The organism is Candidatus Tisiphia endosymbiont of Dioctria linearis (assembly GCF_964026545.1).
Lineage (GTDB): Bacteria > Pseudomonadota > Alphaproteobacteria > Rickettsiales > Rickettsiaceae > Tisiphia.
Genome location: NZ_OZ032156.1, coordinates 1,034,471 through 1,058,184, shown reverse-complemented (window position 1 = coordinate 1,058,184; position 23,714 = coordinate 1,034,471). Strand labels below are relative to the sequence as shown.

Annotated in this window: 14 protein-coding genes, 2 rRNA genes and 2 pseudogenes; 4 read left to right on the top strand and 14 right to left on the bottom strand. The window is 35.6% G+C overall.

From position 1 onward, the window contains the following. Positions 1–24 precede the first annotated feature (24 nt). Both sucC and gyrB read right to left on the bottom strand, forming a co-directional pair. A complete protein-coding gene (gene sucC, locus AAGD42_RS05100; RefSeq protein WP_341752494.1) occupies positions 25–1,185 on the bottom strand; it encodes an ADP-forming succinate--CoA ligase subunit beta in 1,161 nt (386 codons plus the stop codon). 267 nt (positions 1,186–1,452) lie between these two features. Then, the gene (gyrB, locus tag AAGD42_RS05095) at positions 1,453–3,882 is read right to left on the bottom strand and encodes a DNA topoisomerase (ATP-hydrolyzing) subunit B (protein ID WP_341752493.1); all 2,430 of its coding nucleotides are present in this window, start codon (positions 3,880–3,882) and stop codon (positions 1,453–1,455) included. Between the two features lie 225 nt (positions 3,883–4,107). Here gyrB and AAGD42_RS05090 point away from each other — a divergent pair, with 225 nt between their 5' ends. Further along, a complete protein-coding gene (locus tag AAGD42_RS05090; protein WP_341752492.1) occupies positions 4,108–4,986 on the top strand; it encodes a TIGR01459 family HAD-type hydrolase in 879 nt (292 codons plus the stop codon). 383 nt (positions 4,987–5,369) lie between these two features. Further along, a complete protein-coding gene (locus tag AAGD42_RS05085; RefSeq protein ID WP_341752491.1) occupies positions 5,370–6,554 on the top strand; it encodes an MFS transporter in 1,185 nt (394 codons plus the stop codon). A 4-nt stretch (positions 6,555–6,558) separates the two neighbouring features. On the opposite strand, the gene AAGD42_RS05080 is transcribed toward AAGD42_RS05085, so the two are convergent. From AAGD42_RS05080 to AAGD42_RS05065, 4 genes are all read right to left on the bottom strand, one after another. Beyond that, entirely contained in the window at positions 6,559–7,116 is a 558-nt protein-coding gene (locus AAGD42_RS05080) for a VUT family protein (protein ID WP_341752490.1), read from the bottom strand. 724 nt (positions 7,117–7,840) lie between these two features. Then, positions 7,841–7,955, bottom strand: a 5S ribosomal RNA gene (rrf, locus tag AAGD42_RS05075). Positions 7,956–7,998: 43 nt separating this feature from the next. Next, entirely contained in the window at positions 7,999–8,154 is a 156-nt protein-coding gene (locus AAGD42_RS05070; RefSeq protein ID WP_341760720.1) for a palindromic element RPE1 domain-containing protein, read from the bottom strand. Positions 8,155–8,338: 184 nt separating this feature from the next. Further along, positions 8,339–11,098, bottom strand: a 23S ribosomal RNA gene (locus tag AAGD42_RS05065). Positions 11,099–11,476: 378 nt separating this feature from the next. Between AAGD42_RS05065 and AAGD42_RS07155 the strand changes: the two are divergent. Next, positions 11,477–11,566, top strand: a pseudogene (locus AAGD42_RS07155) (palindromic element RPE1 domain-containing protein); the annotation flags it as partial. On the opposite strand, the gene AAGD42_RS05060 reads toward AAGD42_RS07155, so the two are convergent. The 4 genes from AAGD42_RS05060 to odhB all read right to left on the bottom strand — a co-directional run bounded on the left by AAGD42_RS05060 (position 11,562) and on the right by odhB (position 18,266). Next, on the bottom strand, positions 11,562–12,545 hold the full coding sequence (locus AAGD42_RS05060) for an Rpn family recombination-promoting nuclease/putative transposase (RefSeq protein WP_341752489.1): 984 nt from the start codon (positions 12,543–12,545) through the stop codon (positions 11,562–11,564). The pseudogene AAGD42_RS07155 and the gene AAGD42_RS05060 overlap by 5 nt on opposite strands. 192 nt (positions 12,546–12,737) lie before the next feature. Continuing rightward, on the bottom strand, positions 12,738–15,014 hold the full coding sequence (locus AAGD42_RS05055; RefSeq protein ID WP_341752488.1) for a hypothetical protein: 2,277 nt from the start codon (positions 15,012–15,014) through the stop codon (positions 12,738–12,740). Between the two features lie 54 nt (positions 15,015–15,068). Continuing rightward, entirely contained in the window at positions 15,069–17,030 is a 1,962-nt protein-coding gene (locus tag AAGD42_RS05050) for a pentapeptide repeat-containing protein (protein ID WP_341752487.1), read from the bottom strand. A 42-nt stretch (positions 17,031–17,072) separates the two neighbouring features. After that, positions 17,073–18,266 (bottom strand): 2-oxoglutarate dehydrogenase complex dihydrolipoyllysine-residue succinyltransferase, encoded by a 1,194-nt coding sequence (odhB, locus tag AAGD42_RS05045; RefSeq protein WP_341752486.1) that lies wholly within the window; start codon positions 18,264–18,266, stop codon positions 17,073–17,075. Positions 18,267–18,539: 273 nt separating this feature from the next. Here odhB and AAGD42_RS05040 point away from each other — a divergent pair, with 273 nt between their 5' ends. After that, complete coding sequence (locus tag AAGD42_RS05040; RefSeq protein WP_341752485.1) at positions 18,540–19,325, top strand: hypothetical protein; 786 nt, start codon at positions 18,540–18,542, stop codon at positions 19,323–19,325. A gap of 224 nt (positions 19,326–19,549) precedes the next feature. On the opposite strand, the gene AAGD42_RS05035 is transcribed toward AAGD42_RS05040, so the two are convergent. The 4 genes and pseudogenes from AAGD42_RS05035 to AAGD42_RS05020 all read right to left on the bottom strand — a co-directional run bounded on the left by AAGD42_RS05035 (position 19,550) and on the right by AAGD42_RS05020 (position 23,617). After that, positions 19,550–20,542, bottom strand: a complete 993-nt coding sequence (locus tag AAGD42_RS05035; protein ID WP_341752484.1) for a ribonucleotide-diphosphate reductase subunit beta — start codon at positions 20,540–20,542, stop codon at positions 19,550–19,552. Positions 20,543–20,786: 244 nt separating this feature from the next. Then, complete coding sequence (locus AAGD42_RS05030; protein WP_341752483.1) at positions 20,787–22,616, bottom strand: ribonucleoside-diphosphate reductase subunit alpha; 1,830 nt, start codon at positions 22,614–22,616, stop codon at positions 20,787–20,789. A gap of 316 nt (positions 22,617–22,932) precedes the next feature. Then, positions 22,933–23,348, bottom strand: a pseudogene (locus tag AAGD42_RS05025) (PIN domain-containing protein). Continuing rightward, on the bottom strand, positions 23,339–23,617 hold the full coding sequence (locus AAGD42_RS05020; protein ID WP_341752482.1) for an antitoxin: 279 nt from the start codon (positions 23,615–23,617) through the stop codon (positions 23,339–23,341). Before AAGD42_RS05020 ends, AAGD42_RS05025 begins: the two are co-directional and overlap by 10 nt. Positions 23,618–23,714 lie beyond the last annotated feature (97 nt).

Sequence of the window (23,714 nt, the reverse complement as noted above, 5' to 3'; positions counted from 1 at the left end):
GTAATAATGCCTAAGTTCATACAATTACTTTACCGCAGCAACAATTTTAACGGCAGCATCAGCTAAATCATTTGCAGCGATTATTTTTAAACCAGAATTTGCTAAAATATTTTTACCTAATTCAAAATTGGTACCAGCTAAACGTACAACCAGTGGAACTTTGATACCAATCTCTTTTACTGCAGCAATAATCCCTTCAGCAATTATATCGCAACGCATTATACCACCAAAAATATTAACTAAAACTCCTTGTACATGCATATCTGATAAAATTATTTTTAGTGCTTCTGTCACTTTCTCACGATCAGCTCCACCGCCAACGTCTAAAAAATTTGCTGGATCAGCACCATAAAGCTTGATAATATCCATTGTTGCCATAGCTAATCCAGCACCATTTACCATACAACCAATAGTACCATCCATCTTGACATAACTAAGACCAAGGCTATTTGCTTGCATTTCAAGAGCATTTTCTTCATCACTGTCTCGCATATTTAAAATATCAGGATGTTTAAATAATGCATTATCATCAAAGTTAATCTTAGCATCAAGTGCCAATAAACTACCATCCGATTTTGTTATTAATGGATTAATTTCAATTTGGTTAGCATCAGTTGCTATAAAAGCCTGATAGGTTGATTCAACAATTTTCATCATTTGTTTAGCTTGTTCATTTTTAAAGCCAAGCTTGCATGCTATTTGACGACAATGAAATGGTTGTATACCCGTTGCCGGATCAACTGATACTTTGATAATTTTCTGTGGGGTATTATGAGCAACTTCTTCAATATCTACACCACCTTCCGTAGAAGCTATAAAAGTTACTTTACTATTACTACGATCAAAAACAGCACTAAAATAATATTCTTTTAGAATATCACAGCCAGATTCAATATATAAACGACGAACCTTTTGCCCAGCAGATGATGTTTGATGAGTTACTAGGTCAATTCCAAACATCGCGTGAGCTGCCTTCTTTGCCTCTTCTTTGCTTTTTACAACTTTTATACCACCAGCTTTTCCCCTACCACCTGCGTGAATTTGGGCTTTAACCACATATATTTCTGCTTCTAAACCATCAATTAGCCTATCAATATCTTCTTTTTGCGATATCACAACTCCTGTAGAAGTAGGTATACCATATTGTCTCAAAATCATCTTTGCTTGGTATTCATGAATATTCATTTTTGTAATTTTTTAAATAATTTAATCTTAGGTTTTTATATATCTATAAATATAACAGATTTTTATGATTCACTAATAGCTATTTTCATTATTTTTGCAATATTGCTTATTTTTTCATTTCCATAAATATGGATTGCCACGCCCTACTTGCGTGATCTCGCTAATAGCCGATTTATAAACACAGGCGTCATTGCAAGAAGCCGAAGGCTACGAAGCAATCCACTTTTAAATCATCCTGTATCATTACTCCATATCCTCTAATCTAGATTAAACATCTAAATTAATTACATTCAAGGCATTTGCTTGAATAAATTGTCTTCTAGGTTCAACAATATCTCCCATTAATGTTGAAAAAATTACTTCAGCACTATCTTGTTCATGTACTTTAACTTGCAATAAAGTTCTTCTTTCAGGGTCTAATGTTGTCTCTCCTAACTGATCAGAATTCATTTCTCCAAGACCTTTGAAACGCTGAATAGCTATACCTTTTTTTCCGCTTTCCAATATATAATTCAGCAGCATACTAGGCAGTGTAATAATATATTCCTGGTTTTTAATTAATAACTTTGTTGGTTCAATAAATAAATCTACAAGTGGGATAAATGATTTGGCTAGCTGAGTAAACTCAAAAGATTCAAGCTGTTCTTTCAATAAAAATTTACTTTCTTTTTGCCCCCGAACAAAGCGGAAAAATTCTATTTTATTGGTGCTAACTACAAATTGCCAATCTGTTTTATCAGGTGATATATCACCAAGATTTAAAATATTCAAAGCCTGGTTTATTTCATTTGTCTTATCTGCCGCAAATATTTGATTACCTAACAAGTCTTTGATAGCTAAACATTCTGCAATTTGCCGATTAAATTTTTTGCCAACTTGATCAAGTAATGTAACGAACCGGATAGCTTTCTTGATTATCTCCTCAAGATCAGAACCACTGATCTCTCGTCCATCATACAACATAATTGTTGCATCACTAATAGTATTTTTTACTAAATAATCTTGCAAAGCTTGTTCATTTTTCAAATAAAAATCGTTATTGCCTTTTTTTACCTTATATAAAGGCGGCTGAGCTATATATAAATATCCTTTATCAATTAATTGCCGCATATGCCGGTAGAAGAAAGTAAGCAATAAAGTTCTGATGTGCGAACCATCAACATCAGCATCAGTCATAATAATTATTTTATGATATCTTAGTTTATCCAAAGAAAAATCTTCATTACCAATAGCTGTCCCAAGAGCTGTTATTAACGTTCCTACTTGCTCAGAATTTAACATTTTATCAAATCTAGCTCTTTCAACATTCAGGATTTTACCTCGTAATGGTAAAATTGCTTGGAACTTTCTGTCTCTACCCTGCTTTGCTGTACCGCCAGCCGAATCTCCTTCAACAATAAATAACTCCGAAAGAGCCGGGTCTTTTTCTTGACAATCAGCAAGTTTTCCAGGCAAGTTTGAAATTTCAAGGGCTGATTTTCGACGAGTTAATTCCCTTGCTCTTTTGGCTGATTCTCTAGCAGTTGCCGCTTCAATAATTTTATTAATAATTATTTTTGCGTCACTAGGATGCTCTTCAAACCATTCTAAAACCTTAGTATACACAGCATTTTCTACGATAGGACGGACTTCAGAACTAACTAATTTATCTTTAGTTTGTGATGAAAATTTGGGGTCAGGTACTTTTACTGATAAAATACATGACAATCCTTCTCTAGTATCATCCCCTGTGAAGTTTACTTTACTTTTTTTATTGAGTCCAATATTCTCGGTATAAGTTGTGATAACTCTGGTAAGAGCTGCTTTAAAGGCAATAAGATGCGTACCGCCATCACGTTGTCTTATATTATTAGTAAAACATAAAATATTTTCATGATATGAATCATTCCAATTCATTGCCAATTCAAAAGTAACCCCTGTTGCCTGATTATTAGTATTGAGTGATATACATTTATGTAATGAAGTTTTAGCTTTATCTATATATTTAACATAAGCTTCTACACCACCAGTAAAGCAAAATTCTACTTCTTGCTGTTCAGCAAAACGGTGATCCTTTAATAATATCCTAACACCAGAATTTAAAAATGCTAGTTCTCTAAGTCTATGCTCTACAGTAGCAAAATTAAACTCTATCATGCTAAAAGTGGTAATAGATGGGAAAAAAGTAATCTCTGTACCGCTTTTTTCTACTGACTCCCCTTTTAGTGCGAGTGATGTTTCAGTAGCTCCATCTCTAAATTTTATAAAATATTCCTTATTATCTCGCCAAATTCTAAGTTCTAACCACTCTGATAGGGCATTTACCACAGATACACCAACACCATGCAACCCACCAGATATTTTATAAGAGTTTTGGTCAAACTTACCTCCAGCATGCAATTGGGTCATAATAACCTCAGCTGCTGATATACCTTCTTCTTCGTGGATATCAACAGGTATCCCACGTCCATTATCACGCACTGTTACAGAGCCGTTGGCATTTAGGATTACTCTAATTAGATCACAGTGACCAGCTAAGGCTTCATCGATGGCATTATCAACCACCTCGTAAATCATATGATGTAATCCTGAACCATCATCAGTATCACCAATATACATACCAGGTCTTTTCTTAACTGCCTCAAGACCTTTTAAAACTTTGATGGAGTCAGCCCCGTATTCTAATTCTGCTATTGATTTTTGTTGATTATCTGACATATCCTACATTAAATAAAAGATAACTATACAGCAAAATTACAGCAAGTATATATTTTTCAAGTAGTTTATTAACAAATATTATTTTACTAAAAATATTTATTGTTTATTATCAGTCTAATGTTAAATTATAGCTAACCTGATTAGTTATGCTTCTGTCTATTAGCGAGGAAGTGTAAGTCCTGGTTAGCTATATCTTATAAAAAACTTCATAGAGTGTACACAACAATGACAAAACTAATTTTTAAAGATGTTTCATCTGTAATGGATGATTACGATGTTTTTTTATTTGATCTTTGGGGAGTGGTAATAGAAGGCAATCAGCTTTATCCTGGGGTAGTTGACAATATTAACAAAATAATTAAACAGCAAAAGAAGGTTTTTTTTGTTACTAATGCTCCACGCAGCAGGGACTCCTTATTTAACAAAATTAATAAGATTTGGGGTATTAACACAACAGAAGAAATGGTTTTTAGTTCTGGTGAAGTAGCCATCAATATGATACTAGAAAGTGATAAAAGATTTGGCATCAAAACCCCTGTGGTTTATCATCTTGGTCAAGATGACAATGATTTGCTGAATGAATTGCAGATACCTATTACCACAAATATAAATGAAGCTAATATTTTTCTGTTAACGCTCCATCGCGATGAAAGAAAAGATTTAGATTTAGATGAGTTTGATGATTTATTTAAAACTGTAGTAAAAAGAAACATAATTACTATATGTGCCAACCCAGACCTTGGAATTGTGCAACAAGGCATACGAAGATATTGTTCTGGATATTTTGCGGCAAAAATAAAGCAATTTGGTGGTGAGGTAATTTATAGCGGCAAACCACATCTAGAGATATATCATGCAGTATTAAACCAATTACCCGATATTTCATTGAAACGTATTCTTATGATAGGTGATACTTTCTTTACTGATATTTTAGGAGCAAATAACCTGGGAATTGACTCAGCTTTAGTACTAACAGGTAATGCAACAATATTTCATAGCCAATATCATACTATCGAAGAAAAATTACAACATTTGAAAATTGCCGCGACTGAACAGGAAGTAATGCCAAATTTTGTTATTCAATTGACCACAAATTCATTATAACAACTTTTATAGCTAACCCGTTAAGGTTCTAGACAACCTTTCCTCCGTCACTGCGAGTAGCTACCTTAGGCTACAACTACTCGCAATGACGTCTTGTACTTTAACTTTTTTTCCGTGAACACTCACTATAAATATGTCAAAGAAATTTCTCCCATATTCTTTAAGCTTTATTAGGATTTGGTAATATTACTAACTAAAAATTAACTTTTTTACTTTTAATATTAGTTCTTTTTGTTATCATTAACAGTAAAGCTACTAAAGATGAAAAAATGATAAGGTATTAACAAGAACAAAGAAGTTTAACTAGAGGACAAAAAGAAGCTATAGGAATACTGTCCATTGGTACATTTCTAGAATATTTTGACTTAATGTTATATGTCCATATGGCAGCGTTTCTTAATGAGTTATTTTTTGAACCTACTGATTTTCAGACAACCTCTTTAAGAGAGAATTTTATCTTTTGTATTACATTTGTTTTTCGACCTATTGGTGCCTTAATATTCGGTTGGTTGGGTGATAATATAGGACGTAAGTCAACAGTAATCATCACAACTTTTTTGATGAGTGCATCATGTTTTGCGATTGCTAATCTGCCTACTTATGCCCAGATAGGAATCACAGCAACTTGGATTATGACAATTTGCCGTATTATTCAAGGGATGGCTTCTATGGGTGAAATAATAGGGGCAGAGCTTTATTTAACTGAAACGATTAAGCCACCAGCCCAATATGCAAGTGTGGGATTGATGTGGATTTTTGGTACCCTAGGGGGTATAGGTGCTTTAGGGGTTGCAGCACTTGTTACTTCTCATGGCTTTAACTGGCGTCTGGCATTTTGGATAGGTGCAGCAGTTGCATTAATTGGTTCTGTTGCGAGAGATAAACTTAGAGAAACAACAGAATTTGTTGATGCCAAACGTCGAATAAAAAGAGTTCTTGAAAGAATTAACGCAGATCCAAGTATCTTAAAAGACAATCCCGTTTGGCAAGCAAAAGTTAATAGGAAAACACTAATTGGTTTCTTTTTATTACAATGTGTTACACCGGTATGTTTCTATTTTATCTATATATATTGTAATAATATTTTAAAAAATAGCTTTGGTTATACAATATCTGAGATTATATATCATAATTTTATTGTCTGTATAATGGAACTCTTAACCACATCAATATTATGTTATTTAAGTTTAAAAGTGTACCCATTATTAACCATAAAAATTATACTCATAATATGTTCTATTTTTATTATATTTTGTCCGTATTTATTGAATAATCTTAATGCTCCTTATCAGTTATTTCTGATTCAATTTTTTATGCTTTTATTGCAAGAGTGCGTAGGTTCTGCTGGCCCTATTTTTTATAAAAGCTTTCCTGTATTTAAACGTTTTACCTGTGCTACTATGACATTCGCTGTATCTCGGGCTTTAATGTTTGTTGTCACCTCTTTTGGTTTTGTCTATTTTATTGACTATTTTGGCAATTGGGGATTATGGGTTATTATGATTCCTACGATTATCGGTTTTGCATATGGGCTATTTCATTTTGAAAAATTGACAAAAAAACTGTGAACGCTCACCTAATCTTTTTGTCATGTATTTTTTGGACTAGAGATAATCCGCTAAATATACATATATAAGCTGCTAATGAATATATACATTTAAATAATACTTCTTGGTAAAATATCGATAAAACTCTACTTGTAGAGAATATATTTATGAAAAATCCTAACATCACAACACCATCTACAATGGCACACACTATCAAACTAATAAAATTCCTGGTATTAAAAGAATATGCTGATGCTGACTTGAGATGTAAAAATACACTTGTACTACAATATGTTGACAGCAATACAGAGACAAAAGCTGCAAACACAACTCCCTTAATAACACGACCATTAATATAATAATCGAAATTCCATAACAAACCAAAGCCTACTATTGTACACAATACTACAGCAATCATAGCTTTTTTCTTGCCATATAGTTCAGATATAATATTCGTAGTTAAAGCTAAAAACACAAATACTAAAGAACACTGAGATATTTTATTAAAGAAATTTAATAAATAAGTAAATATACAAAGTAATGTCACTAGTGGCATGTAAAATTTATTGTTAATATGGTGCATATTCCTTTCCTCTTTTTTGGGTCTAATTTTAGATAACCTGAATTCAGTATAACAAGTTATTGCAAATTAGGTTATACTCTTCTGCTTTGAAAAATTGTTTTTTGAAAATATCAAGGACTCGCATACTCACGTAGCTCATCTACGCTGCATATGCTCGCCCCTCATTTTCAAATCCAATTCTCCAAATCATTTGAGTATATATATAAATATAACAGATTTTTATGATCCGCTAATAGCTATTTGATTATTTTTGCAATATTGTTTATTTTTTTGTGAGCGTTCACGGTTTTTTTTTGCTATTTTCTTATGATGATGAATAAAAAATCTGTTCGCCAAGCGTCATTGCGAGGAGCCGATTTGCAGCGACGACAATCCAAAAAATGATCAAGAATTGCTTCGTCGGCTACACCTTCTCGCAATAACGTCTTGTAATTTAACTTTTTTCTGTAAACGCTCACATTTTTTTATTCCCTAACTCAGTAATTACTATTACCCATTCTTTAAAAATACTTATTCTTATCCGGAATTGAGGTTATTTAGAGAATATTATCACTCCTCTCCACTTCCTTTCAAACACTTTTTTATGTCGAACTGAGATTAGATAATAACATAGTTGAATGATTTAAAGAACTGAAATTGAATGGTATACTCAAATGATTCTAATAATTGGAATATAAAGATTTAATGTCAAATTGCATAGCCTTCAAAGAAATTTGTATTGCAAGCTTGGCAGTGACTTACTCTCCCATGCCTCAGGGCATAGTACCATCAGCGCTACAAGGTTTCACGTTCGAGTTCGGTATGGGGTCGTGTGTTTCACTTGTGCTATAACCACCAAGCTAGCAATACAAATTTTTTACATCATAAGTCAACAAATATCTTTTACAACTCTACTTCTGCTGGTAATTTGGACAATGATGCGGTACCCAAATCCTCACACACATTATAGTATGCTACGATTCTGCGTCCGCGTCTTCCTTCAAATCCTTGCACATAAGCGAGTTTTGCAAGAGGTCTAGTTGGTAATTTTGGCGTCAAAACTCACCTTTGCTCCTCACGTACGTCTATGTACGCTGCGGTACTCGATTTCGTTTCTCCTAAAAATTCATCAACTATCTTTGACAGCCTCCTAGAAGGCAAATAAAAAAATTTAATGTTGATAAAACTGAAAACTTGGTATGTTTTTTACAGAATTAATGCTGCACACAAAGTACAACCTCAGCAAAGTAAATCAATCGAGCTATTAGTACCAGTTAGCTACACACGTTACCGTGCTTCCACACCTGGCCTATCAACGTGGTGGTCTTCCACGGCTCTGATAGGGAAGTCTAGTTTTGAGGTAGGTTTCCTGCTTAGATGCATTCAGCGGTTATCCTTTCCGTACTTAGCTACCCAGCTATGCCGCTGGCGCGACAACTGGTCCACCAGAGGTACGTCCACCTCGGTCCTCTCGTACTAAAGGCAGATCCTCTCAAACTTCCTACACCCACGGCAGATAGGGACCAAACTGTCTCACGACGTTCTAAACCCAGCTCACGTACCACTTTAATCGGCGAACAGCCGAACCCTTGGGACCTTCTCCAGCCCCAGGATGTGATGAGCCGACATCGAGGTGCCAAACGATTTCGTCGCTATGGACGCTTGGAAATCATCAGCCTGTTATCCCCGGAGTACCTTTTATTCGTTGAGTGATGACCCTTCCACTCGGGACCACCAGATCACTATGACCGACTTTCGTCTCTGCTCGTCTTGTCAGACTCGCAGTCAGGCTAGCTTATGCCATTGCACTCTAATAGTTGATTTCCGACCAACCTGAGCTAACCATCGCGCGCCTCCGTTACTCTTTGGGAGGCGACCGCCCCAGTCAAACTACCCACCATGCATTGTCTCGGATCCTGATTCAAGGATCGCGGTTAGATATCAAGAATCAAAAGGGTGGTATCTCAAGGGTGACTCCACAGTGGCTTGTGCCACCGCTTCATAGTCTCCCACCTATCCTGCACATCTAATTCCTAATACCAGTGCAAAGCTATAGTAAAGGTTCACGGGGTCTTTCCGTCTAACCGCGGGAACTCCGCATCTTCACGGAGAATTCAATTTCGCTGAGTCGATACTGGAGACAGCGGGGAAATCGTTACGCCATTCGTGCGGGTCGGAACTTACCCGACAAGGAATTTCGCTACCTTAGGACCGTCATAGTTACGGCCGCCGTTCACTGGGACTTCAATTCAGAGCTTGCACCCCTCCTCTTAATCTTCCAGCACTGGGCAGGCGTCAGACCCTATACTTCGTCTATTGACTTTGCAGAGCCCTGTGTTTTTAATAAACAGTCGCTACCCCCTAGTTTGTGCCACCTATAAATGGTTGCCCATTCACAGGTCATCCTTCTCCCGAAGTTACAGATGCAATTTGCCTAGTTCCTTCAGCATCGTTCTCTCAAGCGCCTAGGTATACTCTACCTGTCCACCTGTGTCGGTTTGGGGTACGGTCTTTAACGAGGGTGTTATTTCCTGGAAGATATTCACCGCACACGCAATCCAATAAGCGTATACAATTTACTATCTCCGTCACATCCCTCAGGTTCAGGAATATTAACCTGATTCCCATCGATTACGCCTTTCAGCCTCACCTTAGGAGCCGACTAAGCCTGCGCAGATTAACTTTACGCAGGAACCCTTGGACTTTCGGCGAGAATGTTTCTCACATTCTTTATCGCTACTTATGTCAGCATTCTCACTTCCGATACCTCCAGCAAACTTCACAGTTCACCTTCACAGGCTTACGGAATGCTCCGCTACCATCTGCACTATTAAAGTGCAAATCCGCATCTTCGGTACATGACTTGAGCCCCGTTACATTGTTGGCGCAGGAAAACTTATTTAGACTAGTGAGCTATTACGCTTTCTTTAAATGATGGCTGCTTCTAAGCCAACATCCTAGTTGTTTTGGTTTTCCCACATCCTTTAACACTTAGTCATGATTTAGGGACCTTAGATGGCGGTCTGGGCTTTTTCCCTCTCGACTATGGACCTTAGCACCCATAGTCTGTCTGCTATGCTGTACTCGTCGACATTCGGAGTTTGGTTGAGTTTGGTAAGTCTGTAGGACCCCCTAGCTCATCCAGTGCTCTACCTTCGACGGTAATCGCTATAACGCTCTACCTAAATAGATTTCGCGGAGAACCAGCTATATCCGAGTTTGATTAGCCTTTCACCCCTAGCCACAGCTCATCCCCTACTTTTTCAACAGTAGTGGGTTCGGTCCTTCAGCGGATATTACTCCACCTTCAACCTGGCCATGGCTAGATCACTCGGTTTCGGGTCTAATTCATCTAACTAAAATCGCCCTATTCAGACTCGCTTTCGCTACGCCTACACCTAACGGCTTAAGCTTGCTAGATAAACTAAGTCGCTGACCCATTATACAAAAGGTACGCCGTCACAGAACATAAATGTCTGCTCCGACTGCTTGTAAGCATTCGGTTTCAGGTCTATTTCACTCCCCTTATCGGGGTTCTTTTCACCTTTCCCTCACGGTACTTGTTCACTATCGGTCACTAGAGAGTACTTAGGCTTAGAGGGTGGTCCCCCTATGTTCAAACAGGATTTCACGTGTCCCGCCTTACTCAAGGACTCCAAAACTTTTTACCTATAAGGGGCTATCACCCTCTATGACCAACCTTTCCATGTTGTTCTAGTTTTTATTCTGAAGCCACTGGCCTGGTCCGCATTCGCTCGTCACTACTAACGGAGTCTCGGTTGATGTCCTTTCCTCCAGCTACTAAGATATTTCAATTCGCTGGGTTTGCTTCGCATAGCTATGTATTCACTATACGATACCTGCTAAGCAGGTGGGTTTCCCCATTCGGAAATCTTCGGATCAAAGCTTATTCGCAGCTCCCCGAAGCTTATCGCAGCGTATTACGTCCTTCATCGCCTTCTAGTGCCAAGGCATCCACCAAATGCTCTTATTTTATTTACTTTAATTTTTTCAAACTTGAGATTGTACGATGTGTACAGAACTAATTCTGCACCATTACAGTATCCACTCGCGATCATAGAATTTTTATTAATCGCAGTGTGTATTTAGTTTTCAGCTTTATCAACTTGTCAAACAGCTACAGGATTTATTTACCCTGTGTGAAGTTTTATACCGATTATTCAAAACAATGTCAAACATTATTTTATAAATAATTCCAGAGGCAGGCTAAAGTTACAACTAATAACAAAAAATACTACATTATAAAAACGAATAATTGTCATTGCGAGGAGCTACTTTAGTAGCGACGAAGAATCTATGAGGGCAATCATTAGACCTCTTGCAAAACTCGCTTATGAGCAAGGATTGAAGGAAACTCGGAACCACAGCACACTCTAATGTAAGTGAGGATTCGAGTACCGCATTGACGTACAAATTACCAACAGAAGTAGAGTTTTGCAAGAGGTCTATTTTAGTCTCTCGATTTGCTCTTTAGATAAGCCTGTTAATTCAATGATCTCATTAATAGTATTATGTTTAAGTAGCATAGTTTTTGCTATAACTTTCATTGCCTCGACTCTACCCTCGGCTCTACCCTCGGCTCTACCTCTAGCTTCTCCTCTGGCTTCTCCTCTAGCCTCTCCGATTTTAATACCATCTTGTAGTCCGATTTGAATCCCTTCTTCTTTCCATACTTGAGCTATACTAGGCATAAGTTCTTCTCCTTTTTCTTTAGTTAAACTATTTTTTAATATTTTTTCTAACTCTATTTTATCATTTTGCTCAATAAAGATCAAAGTATACTGTAATAGATTTCTTATATGGTCATAGCCTATTGTTATTTCACTCAATTTAGGCAAGAGATGAGAGATTTCTTGCCATCTCTTCAGTAATTGACGTTCGTGGATGTGTTTGAGGAAAAATAACAAAATCCCAGACCATACTTTTTCCTTGAGTTCTTCATCGGGGATATCATGTACGTTAATAAGCTGACAATCGTTGATCCAGAAACCTCTAGCTAAATCTGGATGGCTAAATAAATTCCATATATTGAGCGATGCGTTATATTTCTTCTTGCCATTATAAATTATTAGGGGATAAATTAATGGAAGGCTTTTAGCTTTAGGATTAGTAGTTAAATATAGATCACAAATGTTAATCATATATTTAAATAACCTAAATGCCATCATTTTATCAACAGTACTTTGATGTTCCAATAGCAAAAAAATATAGCCATCCTGATCATTAAACTTAACAGAAAATAATACATCAGAAATAGTTTCAGAAAGGTCTGACTCAATAAAACTATCTTTTTCTAATTTTACAGTTGTGCTATCGATTAAAGCCAGCACATCCTTCGGCAAATGAGTTGCCAAAAATTCTTTGGCAACTATTGGATTCTCCATAGATTTGCGAAAGATTTCGTCATGTTTTGGCTTGTCTAGAGTCATAATAAAATTTACTTATATATTCACCTTACCCACATCTATTAGCAAAACCACGTAGTGGTCGTGGCAATCCCCCCAAAAAAAATGATTATAATTGCTTTCCTTACTTTGCTAGAGTTCCGCTATGCTCTCTTTTACTTCGCTCTATCAATATTGCTTGACCAAGCTTAGATGCTGGTACTGGTGAGGCAATTTCTATTTTTTTACAGTGGCTTTAGTTAAATCTGCATTTTTTAACAAAGGATTTGCTTTAACTTCTTCTTTTATATCACCAACAACTTTTATCTTATCTAAATTTATTGTTTTTTCTGGATGCTTTTTGTTATATTCCTGAATTGCTGGCAGAAGTGTAATTAAAGTACTGCCATCAACGGTAACCCCTTCAAAGTCTATATGTTCTTTAAAAATAGCTTTCTTAAAAGAACATCCTTTAAGTACCGCACCTTTAATCGAACATTTGCCTAATGTTACCTTATTAAAGTTAAATCCTTCAACTTCGAAATTATCTAGGTTCATATCAACGGTCTCAAAAGACAATCCTCTTAAATCTTTATTACTTAAGGAATAATCCAGTATCGGTGAATATTCATTAGATAGACGAGCTTGTTGACTATACTGATAAGCCCGCTCTTGAAAAATTTTAGACAAATCTCTTTTGTCATTTGGTTTAAGATTAGGCAAAATATCTGTTATCATCTTGCTCATTTCTTCACCAATTACTTTTCCACGTGTTGAATTAGACACAAAATGCTTTTGAAAATTATGCTTCAAAATATTAGCGACAGCTCCTACAGCTAAAGTTAGAACTCTTTTATCAAATAATAAGCCCATCAATGGACGAACCATTGCCCCATATTCTTTTTTACTATATGCAGTAGTTATTGCTCCTAGCTCTTTAGAATGATCCCCTAATACCTTAACAACTGCTTCACCTTTCAGTTTTAGTTTTTTACCCATCTTGGTTTCATTAAGAAATTTCTCAACCACAGGACCGAGATCTTTAGCATGTTTTATTAAAAGATCGGGAATTTCCTTCTGTAAAACCTTTTTGACATTAGGATTATCTTTATTAAATTTAATAAGAGAATCGACTAATTTACTAACCTTTTCTGATTGTTCAGATTTAGGTGCGTTCATAATATCTTTAGTTTGCTCAATGATTAGCCTTAAACCATCTTTGTCTTTTAAACAATTTTCAGTAAGCTCTGTTACTATCGGCAAGACATCAACAATAAACGGAATAGTTGCGGCTGTTGCATCATATACAAACTTAGGGTTCAAACCATAAAATCGTAAATTTTGTTGAACTTCTGGTTTATCCAAAAACTCTAGAATATTTCCTTTATTTTTAACAAAATATTGCGGTAGAGTATGTTTTAAGTCATAAGATAGACTTTGAACAACCTTATCAATATTATCCACAATAGACGATACCATAGCTTTTTGCGTTAGTATTATTTCTTCTTTTCTGTCAGAAGATAAATTTCCACCACCAGTCAACAGCTCTAAAGCAAGGTCTTGATGCTTCATATACAACTCATAGATTCCAACCACTTTAGGAGCATGAACTAATATTGTGCTACTTGCATTAATTGCCAGTGATATAGTATCGTCAAAAAACTCTTTTGACACGAATCTAGTAAATTTATCGTCTAAAATGTACTCAGCAATTTGGGTAATTTCTTTTTGATTAACTGGACTGCGTAAAAACTCAACTAAGTCTTTCTTGACCACTGCTACCACTTGAGGACTAACAAATATTTCCAAAGCATTTTTTATGATATTATGTCCTGATTTCTTATCAGGAATTATAAGATTCTTACAAATTTCTTGTACTTTTTTGTTTGATTCTCCTTCTAACACCCCACTTACTAAATTTACTGATAACGGCACTATTCTTCTAATAAAATCTTTATCTACTTCATCAAGTATATTAGTACCAACTTTCTTCTTGCCAACAGTAGGATTTAATACAGCCTTTAAAACTGGCAATACAGAATATTGGGCTATAATATCTTTCAAAAGATTAGATTGTTCTTCAGTCAAACTAGTAACATATCTATCAAGTACTGTACCAGCACCCTTGATCAAATGAGATGCATACTCCACTTGTTCTGTTCGTAATTTTTGTCTTGCTTCAACTAGCAACTCACCACTTGATAATTTTGAACTCACTTCTTGAAATTTAAGGAAATTTGCATACATATCTTTTACATCAGGCATATTCATAACAGTTGAAGGTAATGCATTAATAGCATCAAAAAAAAACGCTCCAGCCTCTTTTAACAGACCTACAACAATATTCGGTGAATTATCTTTTTTCCGTTGCAATTCTACCTGCTCAAGTATTATTTGCTGTTCTTGGAGCTTCTGCGGGGTAATTTCTTGACCATTTTGAATAAATTTGCCTTGTAAATCACGCAAATCGCTACCGATAATATTAGTATCAACATCGATTATCGCTTTAGCCATATTAGCCTCAGCTAATTTGGCTGCCCGTAAATTAACTCCTTCTAACCTAACCTTTTAGGCTTGAACTTTTTCCAATATTGCTTTTTGTAGGTTTGATCTTGTAAGATCAGCATTGGTAAAATTTACCTCAGTAAAATCGGCTTGCTGAGCTTCCATACGTCTTATTATACTATCCGAAAAATCAGCCTTCTTGGCATGAACTTTTGTTAGTGTACTATAACTTAAATTAATTCCGTGGGCTTTGGCTCCTTCTAAAACAGCTTCGGTTAAATTAGCACATGTTATGTTAACATCTTCTAAAATCGCATTCCTAAAATTTGCCTTTTGGGCATTCACACTGTCCATATTAGTTCGAATAAAATTCACCCCTTCAGCATTAATCTTTGTTAAAATAGCTTCTTCTAAATTTGCCCCACCCAATTTGACAAAACTATCTAACTCAGCTTCTGATAAATCTATACCTTTTCCTTCTATACCGTTTAGTATAGTGTTTTTAAATTGTGCTTTATGTGCCTTAGCTTTACTTATTAAAGCATTCGATAAATCACTATCTATAACTTTACACTCCATTAAAACGACCTGCTCTAATATTGTATGCTGCATTTGTACTTTTCGTAAATCTGCTGAGATTAAAGAAATACCCTCTAAATTTGCATGATTAAATGTTGAATTAGTAAATTTTGCACGATCCCAGTTACCATTTTTTATATTCACATAATCAAAATTAGAGTCGCTTATCAAAACTTCCTGACCATTAGAACTAGACATAAAAGCATGAACAAACTGGCTCTGATCAGTGATCGTTGATTTACTTAGATTACTGTTAAAGAAATTTGCGTTATCTGCTTTAACTCCAACAAAATTAGCCGCTACCAGCTCCGCACCTTCAAAGCTTGCTTCACTAACATCAGTACCATTAAACACGCATCCGGATAAAACGGAACCGGAGAAAACAGCCCCTCGCAAATCCGCTCCTGAAAAATCTAAGCCAGATAAATCCACCCTATCATGCCATTCATTATTAGTAGAAGTATCAACTCTACTTGAACAATCTGCAATAATTCTTGCTCCTGCCTTTATCTGCGATTGCTCTAATTTGCTTTTAGCAAAATCATTTAAACTTAAATCTTTATCAGCCTTTCTCCTCTCTAAATATTTCTCTATATCCTCTCGAGCTAGACGTACATATTGAGTTTCTTGATCCCGCTGTTCTTTAGTTGACCCTCGTACATAAGCTGGATCAAAAATACAGCTCTCACTGTCAAAAATATTTTGAAAAGTTTTATGCATTACATTATCTTTTCTAGGAAATATTTTTTGCTCAACCATTAGCTTCAACTCTTTTACTAATCTGTCATATTGCTTATTACCAGTTGCACGCCCCCCAATTGCCCATGCTGTTTCTTTATATCCTAAATTTGCATGTGCATCACTTACTTCTTTTGTCTTACTATTTATAAGTTCCTTCTGCTCTTTTTGGCGAACTAAATCACTTTTTATATCAGCATATTTTCTGCCTAAAGAAGAGGTCGTACTGAATTTTATTCCTTCAATATCATGCTCCTTACCCATTTGAGAATATCCCTTATAACCGTCAGAGAACTGACAATTAGCAAGATCAGCTCCTCTAAAATCTACATTTCTTAGAACAGTATTTTCGAAATAAGCCTGATTAAAATCAACATCGCAAAATACCGCATCAGCTAAATTACATCCTCTAAAAGTAGTATTTTTAAATATACAACCAGTAAAATCTCCTCCACTTAGATCGGTTATAGTATCAGTTATATTATCAGATACACCAAAAATCATATTAGACAAATCCGCCGCTACCACTACATTCTTATCAGAAAAATATATGTTCTTTAAATATTGGTTAAGACTCAAACTTCCCTTAAGGTCGTCTGCCAAAGCTGCATGCTGAGCTGCAATATATTTCCCTATATCCTCAATAGTAGGGCGATATTTCTCAATTTTAACAGCAATATTATCAAAAACAGATTTTTCTTTTACCATAACTTCCACTCCTAATTACTTTTGTGCTTACCATACTATAACTTAGAGATTTAATAACAAACGATCTGGATTTTCAATTAATTCCTTGATTTTCACAAGAAAAGTAACAGCTTCCTTACCATCAATAATACGATGATCATAAGATAAAGCTACATACATCATCGGACGTATTTCTATTTTGCCATTAACCACTACCGGTCTTTCTTCAGTCTTATGAAGACCTAAAATACCTGATTGAGGAGGATTAATAATAGGGGTTGATAATAATGAGCCATAAACACCACCATTGGAAATAGTAAAAGTTCCTCCTGATAAATCAGACATCGATAACTTTCCTTCTCTAGCCTTTTTACCCAGACCGGCAATTTCTTTCTCAATACCAGCAAAACTCAATTTGTCAGCCTGCCTGACTATTGGTACTACTAACCCCTGCTCTGTTCCTACTGCCACCCCAATATCGTAATAATTCTTATACAGAATCTCATCCCCTTCTATTTCAGCATTTACCGAAGCTACTACTTTCAGAGCTTCAATAGTAGCTTTTACAAAGAATGACATAAACCCCAGCTTAACACCATGCTTCTTCTCGAACTCTTCACGATACTGCATACGCAAATTAATAACTTTCAACATATCAATTTCATTAAAAGTTGTTAAAATAGCTGCGGTATTTTGTGATTGTTTCAAACGATCTGCAATAGTCTTACGAAGTCGCGACATTCTAACGCGTTCTACCGCCCCTGCATTTGCCAATGCAATATTGCTCACAGGTGATTCAGTTGCCTGTATAGATGAAGTTGTTGTTGGACTATTTATAAATCCTAATACATCTCCCTTAGTTACCCTACCCTCTCTACCAGTACCTTTTATATCATCTAAGGACAGTTTATTTTCACTCACTAATCTTCGTACAGAAGGTGGGGAAGCAATGCTGTTTATATTTGCAGGTTGTTGTACCTCTTTACCTGACGTGCTAGGTAAAGCTACAGCAGAAACTGCTCCTTCGGTAATTTGCCCAATGCTATCACCGACAGATACCGTATCTCCCTCATTCTTAAATATTTTGCTTATTACCCCAGATGAAACTGCATTTACTTCCAACGTAACTTTTTCTGTTTCAAGCTCTAAAAGTAGCTCATCCACTTTAACCACATCTCCTTGTTTTTTATGCCACTTGGCAATAGTAGCCTCTGATACTGACTCTCCAAGGGATGGAACTGTAATTTCAATAGTCATATTATTTTATTCTCCAATTATATTCTACATTATACTATATATTATCTTCCCCACTAATAGCAAAAATTGTTTTAGCACTCAAATGATGTTAAAAACATCTATTTTTTGCAGTCATTTTAGTATACTATTATTTTATTTATACTCAAATGATTTGGAGAATGGGGACAATAAACAAGGGGTGAGCGAACCGAACGTACATGAACACAAATATTTGCGAAACCAATTCTTCAAAGCAAAAGAGTATACCACTAAGTAATATATTATAGGAATGCAATGAAAGATCGGAAAGAAATTGAGCCATATATGGCATATAAGCCTACTCAGGTATATAATGTCTTGAAAAATTTATCTAAAAGACAAGGATATAAACTATCAGCAGAGACATATGAAAATCCGGGAAATCCTGAAAATAAAATCAATTATTATCTTACAAAGGACAATAATTATATCACTACCCCATCTCATGATGCTCAAAAAGGTAGTCCACTTACAACAACTGCAGCCCCATTAAAGGATACACTTGGAGTATTAAACCAAGATACTAATTGGAAGAGAGCAATAATTCCTATTTGTCAGTCTAACAAATATTTTCTTGGATTGTTGACAAGAAAACACTTCACATATTTAGAGTTGAATAAAGATAACGCTGGGAATATAACATCTCATCATCATGATTCCAAAGGATGGCTTAGTCGTTTTTATCCACTAAAACCAATTAGAAATTTACTAGAAGAAACATTTGGAAAAGATAGAGTTACCTTTAAATCATCATATCTAGGTCATCAAAAAATAGCTGATAATATAAATTGCGGTCGATTCATCCTGTCTTATATAAAAGACATTATTACTTCGGGTTCTATTAAAAATAAAATAAATCCTCAAACTCAAACAAATTTATTTAGTGATTTTGACACAACAATTAACAACCCACCTAGCAATTCACCTAAGGAGGAAAAGATTTCACCTAAAACTAAAGTTCCAACACCATCTCCTCCCAATATGGTAGACCGCGTATCTCGCATTAGTAAAAAACCTAATAGTTCAGCAAGAACACATTAACTGGTATACTCTTCTGCTTTGAAGAATTGGCTCCGTAAAACTTCGGGGCATTCGCGTACTCACGTAGGTTTACTACGCTCCGCTCGCTCACCCCTTGTTTTGCGTTCCAATTCTTCAAATCAATTGAGTATATAGTCAATTCAGGAGAATTTGGGGCTAGGAGCGATGGAGCGACGCCTATAAGTAATAGGCGAGCGACGAGTGACGACGTCCCCAACTTCTCATCAATTGACTATAGCACTCCTCCTACCATCCATATCAGCAAATACCTCTTCCCACGATCCAACAGTTGCAGCTTTGGTATATTCGGTTACCCTTGCTTCAAAGAAATTAGTATGCTCCATACCGTTTAAGATTTCATCAAGCCAAGGCAACGGATTATTATCAATTAAATAAATTTCTTTAAGTCCAAGCTGCATTAATCGGCGATCAGCAATATAACGAATATATTGTTTTACTTCTCTAGCGGTTAACCCTTCAATACCACCAACTTCAAATGCTAGTTCAATAAAGGCATCTTCAAAATGGACAATAGTAGCACAAGCTTCATACAGACGACCACGAACTTCCTCAGTCCATACTTCAGGATTTTCCCTAATAAAAGTTTTAAATAACATAATGATTGAATCAGTATGTAACGTCTCATCCCTTACTGACCAACTAATGATTTGCCCCATACCTTTCATTTTATTAAAACGAGGAAAATTAAGCAAAATAGCAAATGAAGCAAATAGCTGTAATCCTTCAGTAAATGCCCCAAATACTGCTAAAGTTGTAGCAATATCTTCTTTTGTTTCTACCCCAAAACGTTGCATATAGTCGTATTTATCTTTCATTTCTCTATATTTAAGAAATGCTGAATATTCAGTTTCTGGCATACCTACAGTATCAAGCAAATGAGAATAAGCCGCAATATGAATTGTTTCCATATTAGAAAATGCTGATAACATCATCAGTACTTCCGTTGGCTTAAATACCCTGGAGTAATGTTTCATATAGCAATTATTTACTTCAATATCAGCTTGAGTAAAGAAACGAAATATTTGAGTTAATAGATGTTTTTCTCCAGGAGTTAAATTATATTTCCAATCTTTTATATCATCAGCTAGCGGCACTTCTTCTGGTAACCAATGAATTCGTTGTTGAATATGCCACGCTTCATAAGCCCATGGGTAAGAAAACGGTTTATAGATTGGACTAGCATCAAGTAAAGACATATTATATTTCCTTTTTTTAAGTTTATTTGACTTTTAATTATACACCTCATTGCGAGGGGGGCTTTGCAACACCGTCATTGCGAGGAGCTACTTTAGTAGCGACGAAACAATCTATATGACAAGCTTCATGGATTGCCACGCTCACATACGTTCGCTCGCAATGACGTACCTATTAATTCGTCATTGCGAGAAGTGCGTAAACACGACGGAGCAATCCATATGACAAGCCTAGATAAATCAAAAATTATTGACAGGCTAAACACTCATCATATTTAGAAGACTCTTCTTCTTGTTTTTTCTTATTAGCTATTTCAATATCTTTAAAATCTACTTTCTTGACATCGTGTGATACTTTATCGGGTCTTTGAATTGAGGTTGATCTACAATAATATAAACTCTTTACTCCTTTTTTCCAGGCTCTAAAATGGATATTATTTAAGTACATCTTACTTACATTACCTGCTAAGAAAAGATTTAGAGATTGAGATTGCGAAATATGTGGCGTCCTATCTGCTGCTAAATCAATAAGCCAATTTTGATCAATCTCATGTGCCGTTTTAAAAACCTCTTTTTCATGAGCAGATAAAAAAGTTAAATGTTGAACCGAGCCTTCATGCGTGGCAATTGATGACCAAACTTGATCATTATTAAAGCCTTTGCTACTTAATAATTTTTCTAAATATTTGTTACGTACATTAAAAGATCCGGTAAGAGTCTTTTGAATAAAACTATTAGCAACAAATGGTTCAATTCCAGGCGAACTATTACCAGCAATAATTGAGATTGATGCTGTGGGAGCAATAGCTGTTTTATTACTAAAACGCTCTTTACTACCTACTTCATCTGCATCAGGACAAGCCCCACGTTCATCAGATAAAATTACGGAAGCTCTATCAACTTCTTTATGAATATGTTCAAATATTTGGTTATTCCAAACCTTTGCCATTACTGATTCTACCGGTACATCCTTTAATTGTAAGAATGAGTGAAAACCCATAACCCCTAACCCTACGCTACGTTCACGCATGGCTGAATATTTTGCTCGCTCCATGGTGTTTGGGGCTTTAGTGATAAAATCTTCAAGCACATTATCTAGAAAACGCATGGCGGTAGGAATAAACTCTGGATCATTTTGCCAATCATCAAAATATTCTAAATTTACCGAAGATAGGCAACAAACAGCAGTTCTCGCTTTACCCAAATGATCAATACCAGTTGGTAAAGTAATCTCACTACAAAGATTTGAAGTTTTTACCTGTAGCCCAAGTTTTTTATGATGTTCAGGAATATATTTATTGATAGTATCAATAAATATTATGTAAGGTTCTCCAGTTTCTATTCTAGTAGTTAATAACTTCACCCATATCTCTCTTGCCTTAACTACCCGTACAACTTTTTTAGTATCAGGGCTAATTAAAGAAAAATCCTCATCATTTTCTACTGCTCGCATAAAGGCATCTGTTACAGCTATACCATGATGAATGTTCAAAGCTTTACGATTAGTATCACCACCTGTATGACGTCTTAAATCGATAAATTCCTCAATTTCTGGATGGTCAATTGGTAAGTATATAGCAGCACTACCACGTCTAATTGATCCTTGGGAAATAGCTAAGGTCATAGAATCCACAACTTTGACAAATGGAATAATGCCAGAAGAAGTGCCTTTGCCTTTAATTTCCTCATTAATCGAACGAACGTTGCCCCAGTAGCTTCCTATACCACCACCACGCGAGGCTAACCAAACATTCTCCGTCCAAAGGTCTATAATACCTTCTAAACTATCATCTGTTTCATTCAAAAAACAAGAAATAGGCATCCCTCTATCAGTTCCACCATTACTAAGAACTGGAGTGGCTGGCATAAACCACAGCTTGCTTATATACTCATATAATTGCTGGGCATGTTGGGTATTATCAGCATAGTAGCTAGCAACTCTAGCGAATAAATCCTGAAAATCCTCTCCGGCTAATAAGTACCTATCCTTTAGGACGGCTTTACCAAAATTAGTCAATAAATTATCTCGTTTCTTGTCAATTTCTATAGGAAATTTAGTATTTGCTTGCGTTGTCATGTTGTATTTCTTAGTTTTTGAATTAAGTTGTGATTATAACTGAATTTGATTATAATAAATGAAAAAAATCTAAATTATAGCAGATTTTTATTTTAACACTAAATACAAGGTGTCATTGCGAGAAGGCGTGAGCCAAGAAGCAATCTAACCTCACAACCGTCATTGCGAGGAGCTACTTTAGTAGCATTGAAGCAATCCATTCATGATCATTTTTGGATTGCCGCGTTGCCGCAAAGCGGCTCTGAGCCATGACGTCTTGATTTTTCAGTCTACTATCCATCATATATGCTCAACATATTGGTCTTAAGTAATTGACTTACCCTAACTGTTCATCTTGTACTTCCAACACTTCCAGCCCTTTTATTCTTTTAAAATCCCGTACATTTAAAGTTAATACAGAATGACCATTTGCTATTGCATATGCTGCAATAATTGCATCATGAGACCCCAGCGTTATATTTTCCATGAATAAATTATTTAAAATCTGTGCGTATACTCTCGCTTCTTCAGTACCAAAAGGTATAACGGCAATTGTACTAATTATATTATATGCTCTACAAAAGCGGACTTTTTTATACGCCTCTCTTCTGTATTTGCCCTATTTGCCCCTATTAATAACTCAGTTACCGTAATGCTACTAATATATATTGTCTGACTAATATTAAATTGAGAAAAATTAAGTTTTTTTCTTTCCAGTGCTATAATTACAGAACTATCAATTACTAATCCCATTTAATTATATCTCCTTTAATTTTCATTTTTTTTACCTTAGCAATTTCTTGTTCAAATTTCAATATCTCCTCTTCTGATAAATGTGGTCCATTCTCAAAAAATTCATTTAATTCGCCCAACGTAAGCGTCGGCTTGTTTTGTGTTGGTACTAGCCTTGCCACTATACTTGTTCCTTTTTTAATATCAAAACTTTCTCCTTGATAATGCACTCGTCCAATAATGTCTGAAAAAGATCGCGCCATATCTGTTACTGTAATGACTTTTGGCATTAATTCCCCACTCTTTAATTGTAATCATCTGCCCCCATATTGTCATTATTTCGACCATTACATGGTCTCTCAATGACGTCTTGGATAAGAATGCTCA

Coding starts and splice junctions, on each gene's coding strand:
- AAGD42_RS05090 (WP_341752492.1), top strand. CDS start 4,108: ATGACAAAACTAATTTTTAAAGATGTTTCATCTGTAATGGATGATTAC.
- AAGD42_RS05060 (WP_341752489.1), bottom strand. CDS start 12,545: ATGACTCTAGACAAGCCAAAACATGACGAAATCTTTCGCAAATCTATG.
- AAGD42_RS05020 (WP_341752482.1), bottom strand. CDS start 23,617: ATGCCAAAAGTCATTACAGTAACAGATATGGCGCGATCTTTTTCAGAC.
- AAGD42_RS05040 (WP_341752485.1), top strand. CDS start 18,540: ATGAAAGATCGGAAAGAAATTGAGCCATATATGGCATATAAGCCTACT.
- gyrB (WP_341752493.1), bottom strand. CDS start 3,882: ATGTCAGATAATCAACAAAAATCAATAGCAGAATTAGAATACGGGGCT.
- AAGD42_RS05055 (WP_341752488.1), bottom strand. CDS start 15,014: ATGGCTAAAGCGATAATCGATGTTGATACTAATATTATCGGTAGCGAT.
- odhB (WP_341752486.1), bottom strand. CDS start 18,266: ATGACTATTGAAATTACAGTTCCATCCCTTGGAGAGTCAGTATCAGAG.
- AAGD42_RS05030 (WP_341752483.1), bottom strand. CDS start 22,616: ATGACAACGCAAGCAAATACTAAATTTCCTATAGAAATTGACAAGAAA.
- sucC (WP_341752494.1), bottom strand. CDS start 1,185: ATGAATATTCATGAATACCAAGCAAAGATGATTTTGAGACAATATGGT.
- AAGD42_RS05080 (WP_341752490.1), bottom strand. CDS start 7,116: ATGCACCATATTAACAATAAATTTTACATGCCACTAGTGACATTACTT.
- AAGD42_RS05085 (WP_341752491.1), top strand. CDS start 5,370: ATGGCAGCGTTTCTTAATGAGTTATTTTTTGAACCTACTGATTTTCAG.
- AAGD42_RS05050 (WP_341752487.1), bottom strand. CDS start 17,030: ATGGTAAAAGAAAAATCTGTTTTTGATAATATTGCTGTTAAAATTGAG.
- AAGD42_RS05035 (WP_341752484.1), bottom strand. CDS start 20,542: ATGTCTTTACTTGATGCTAGTCCAATCTATAAACCGTTTTCTTACCCA.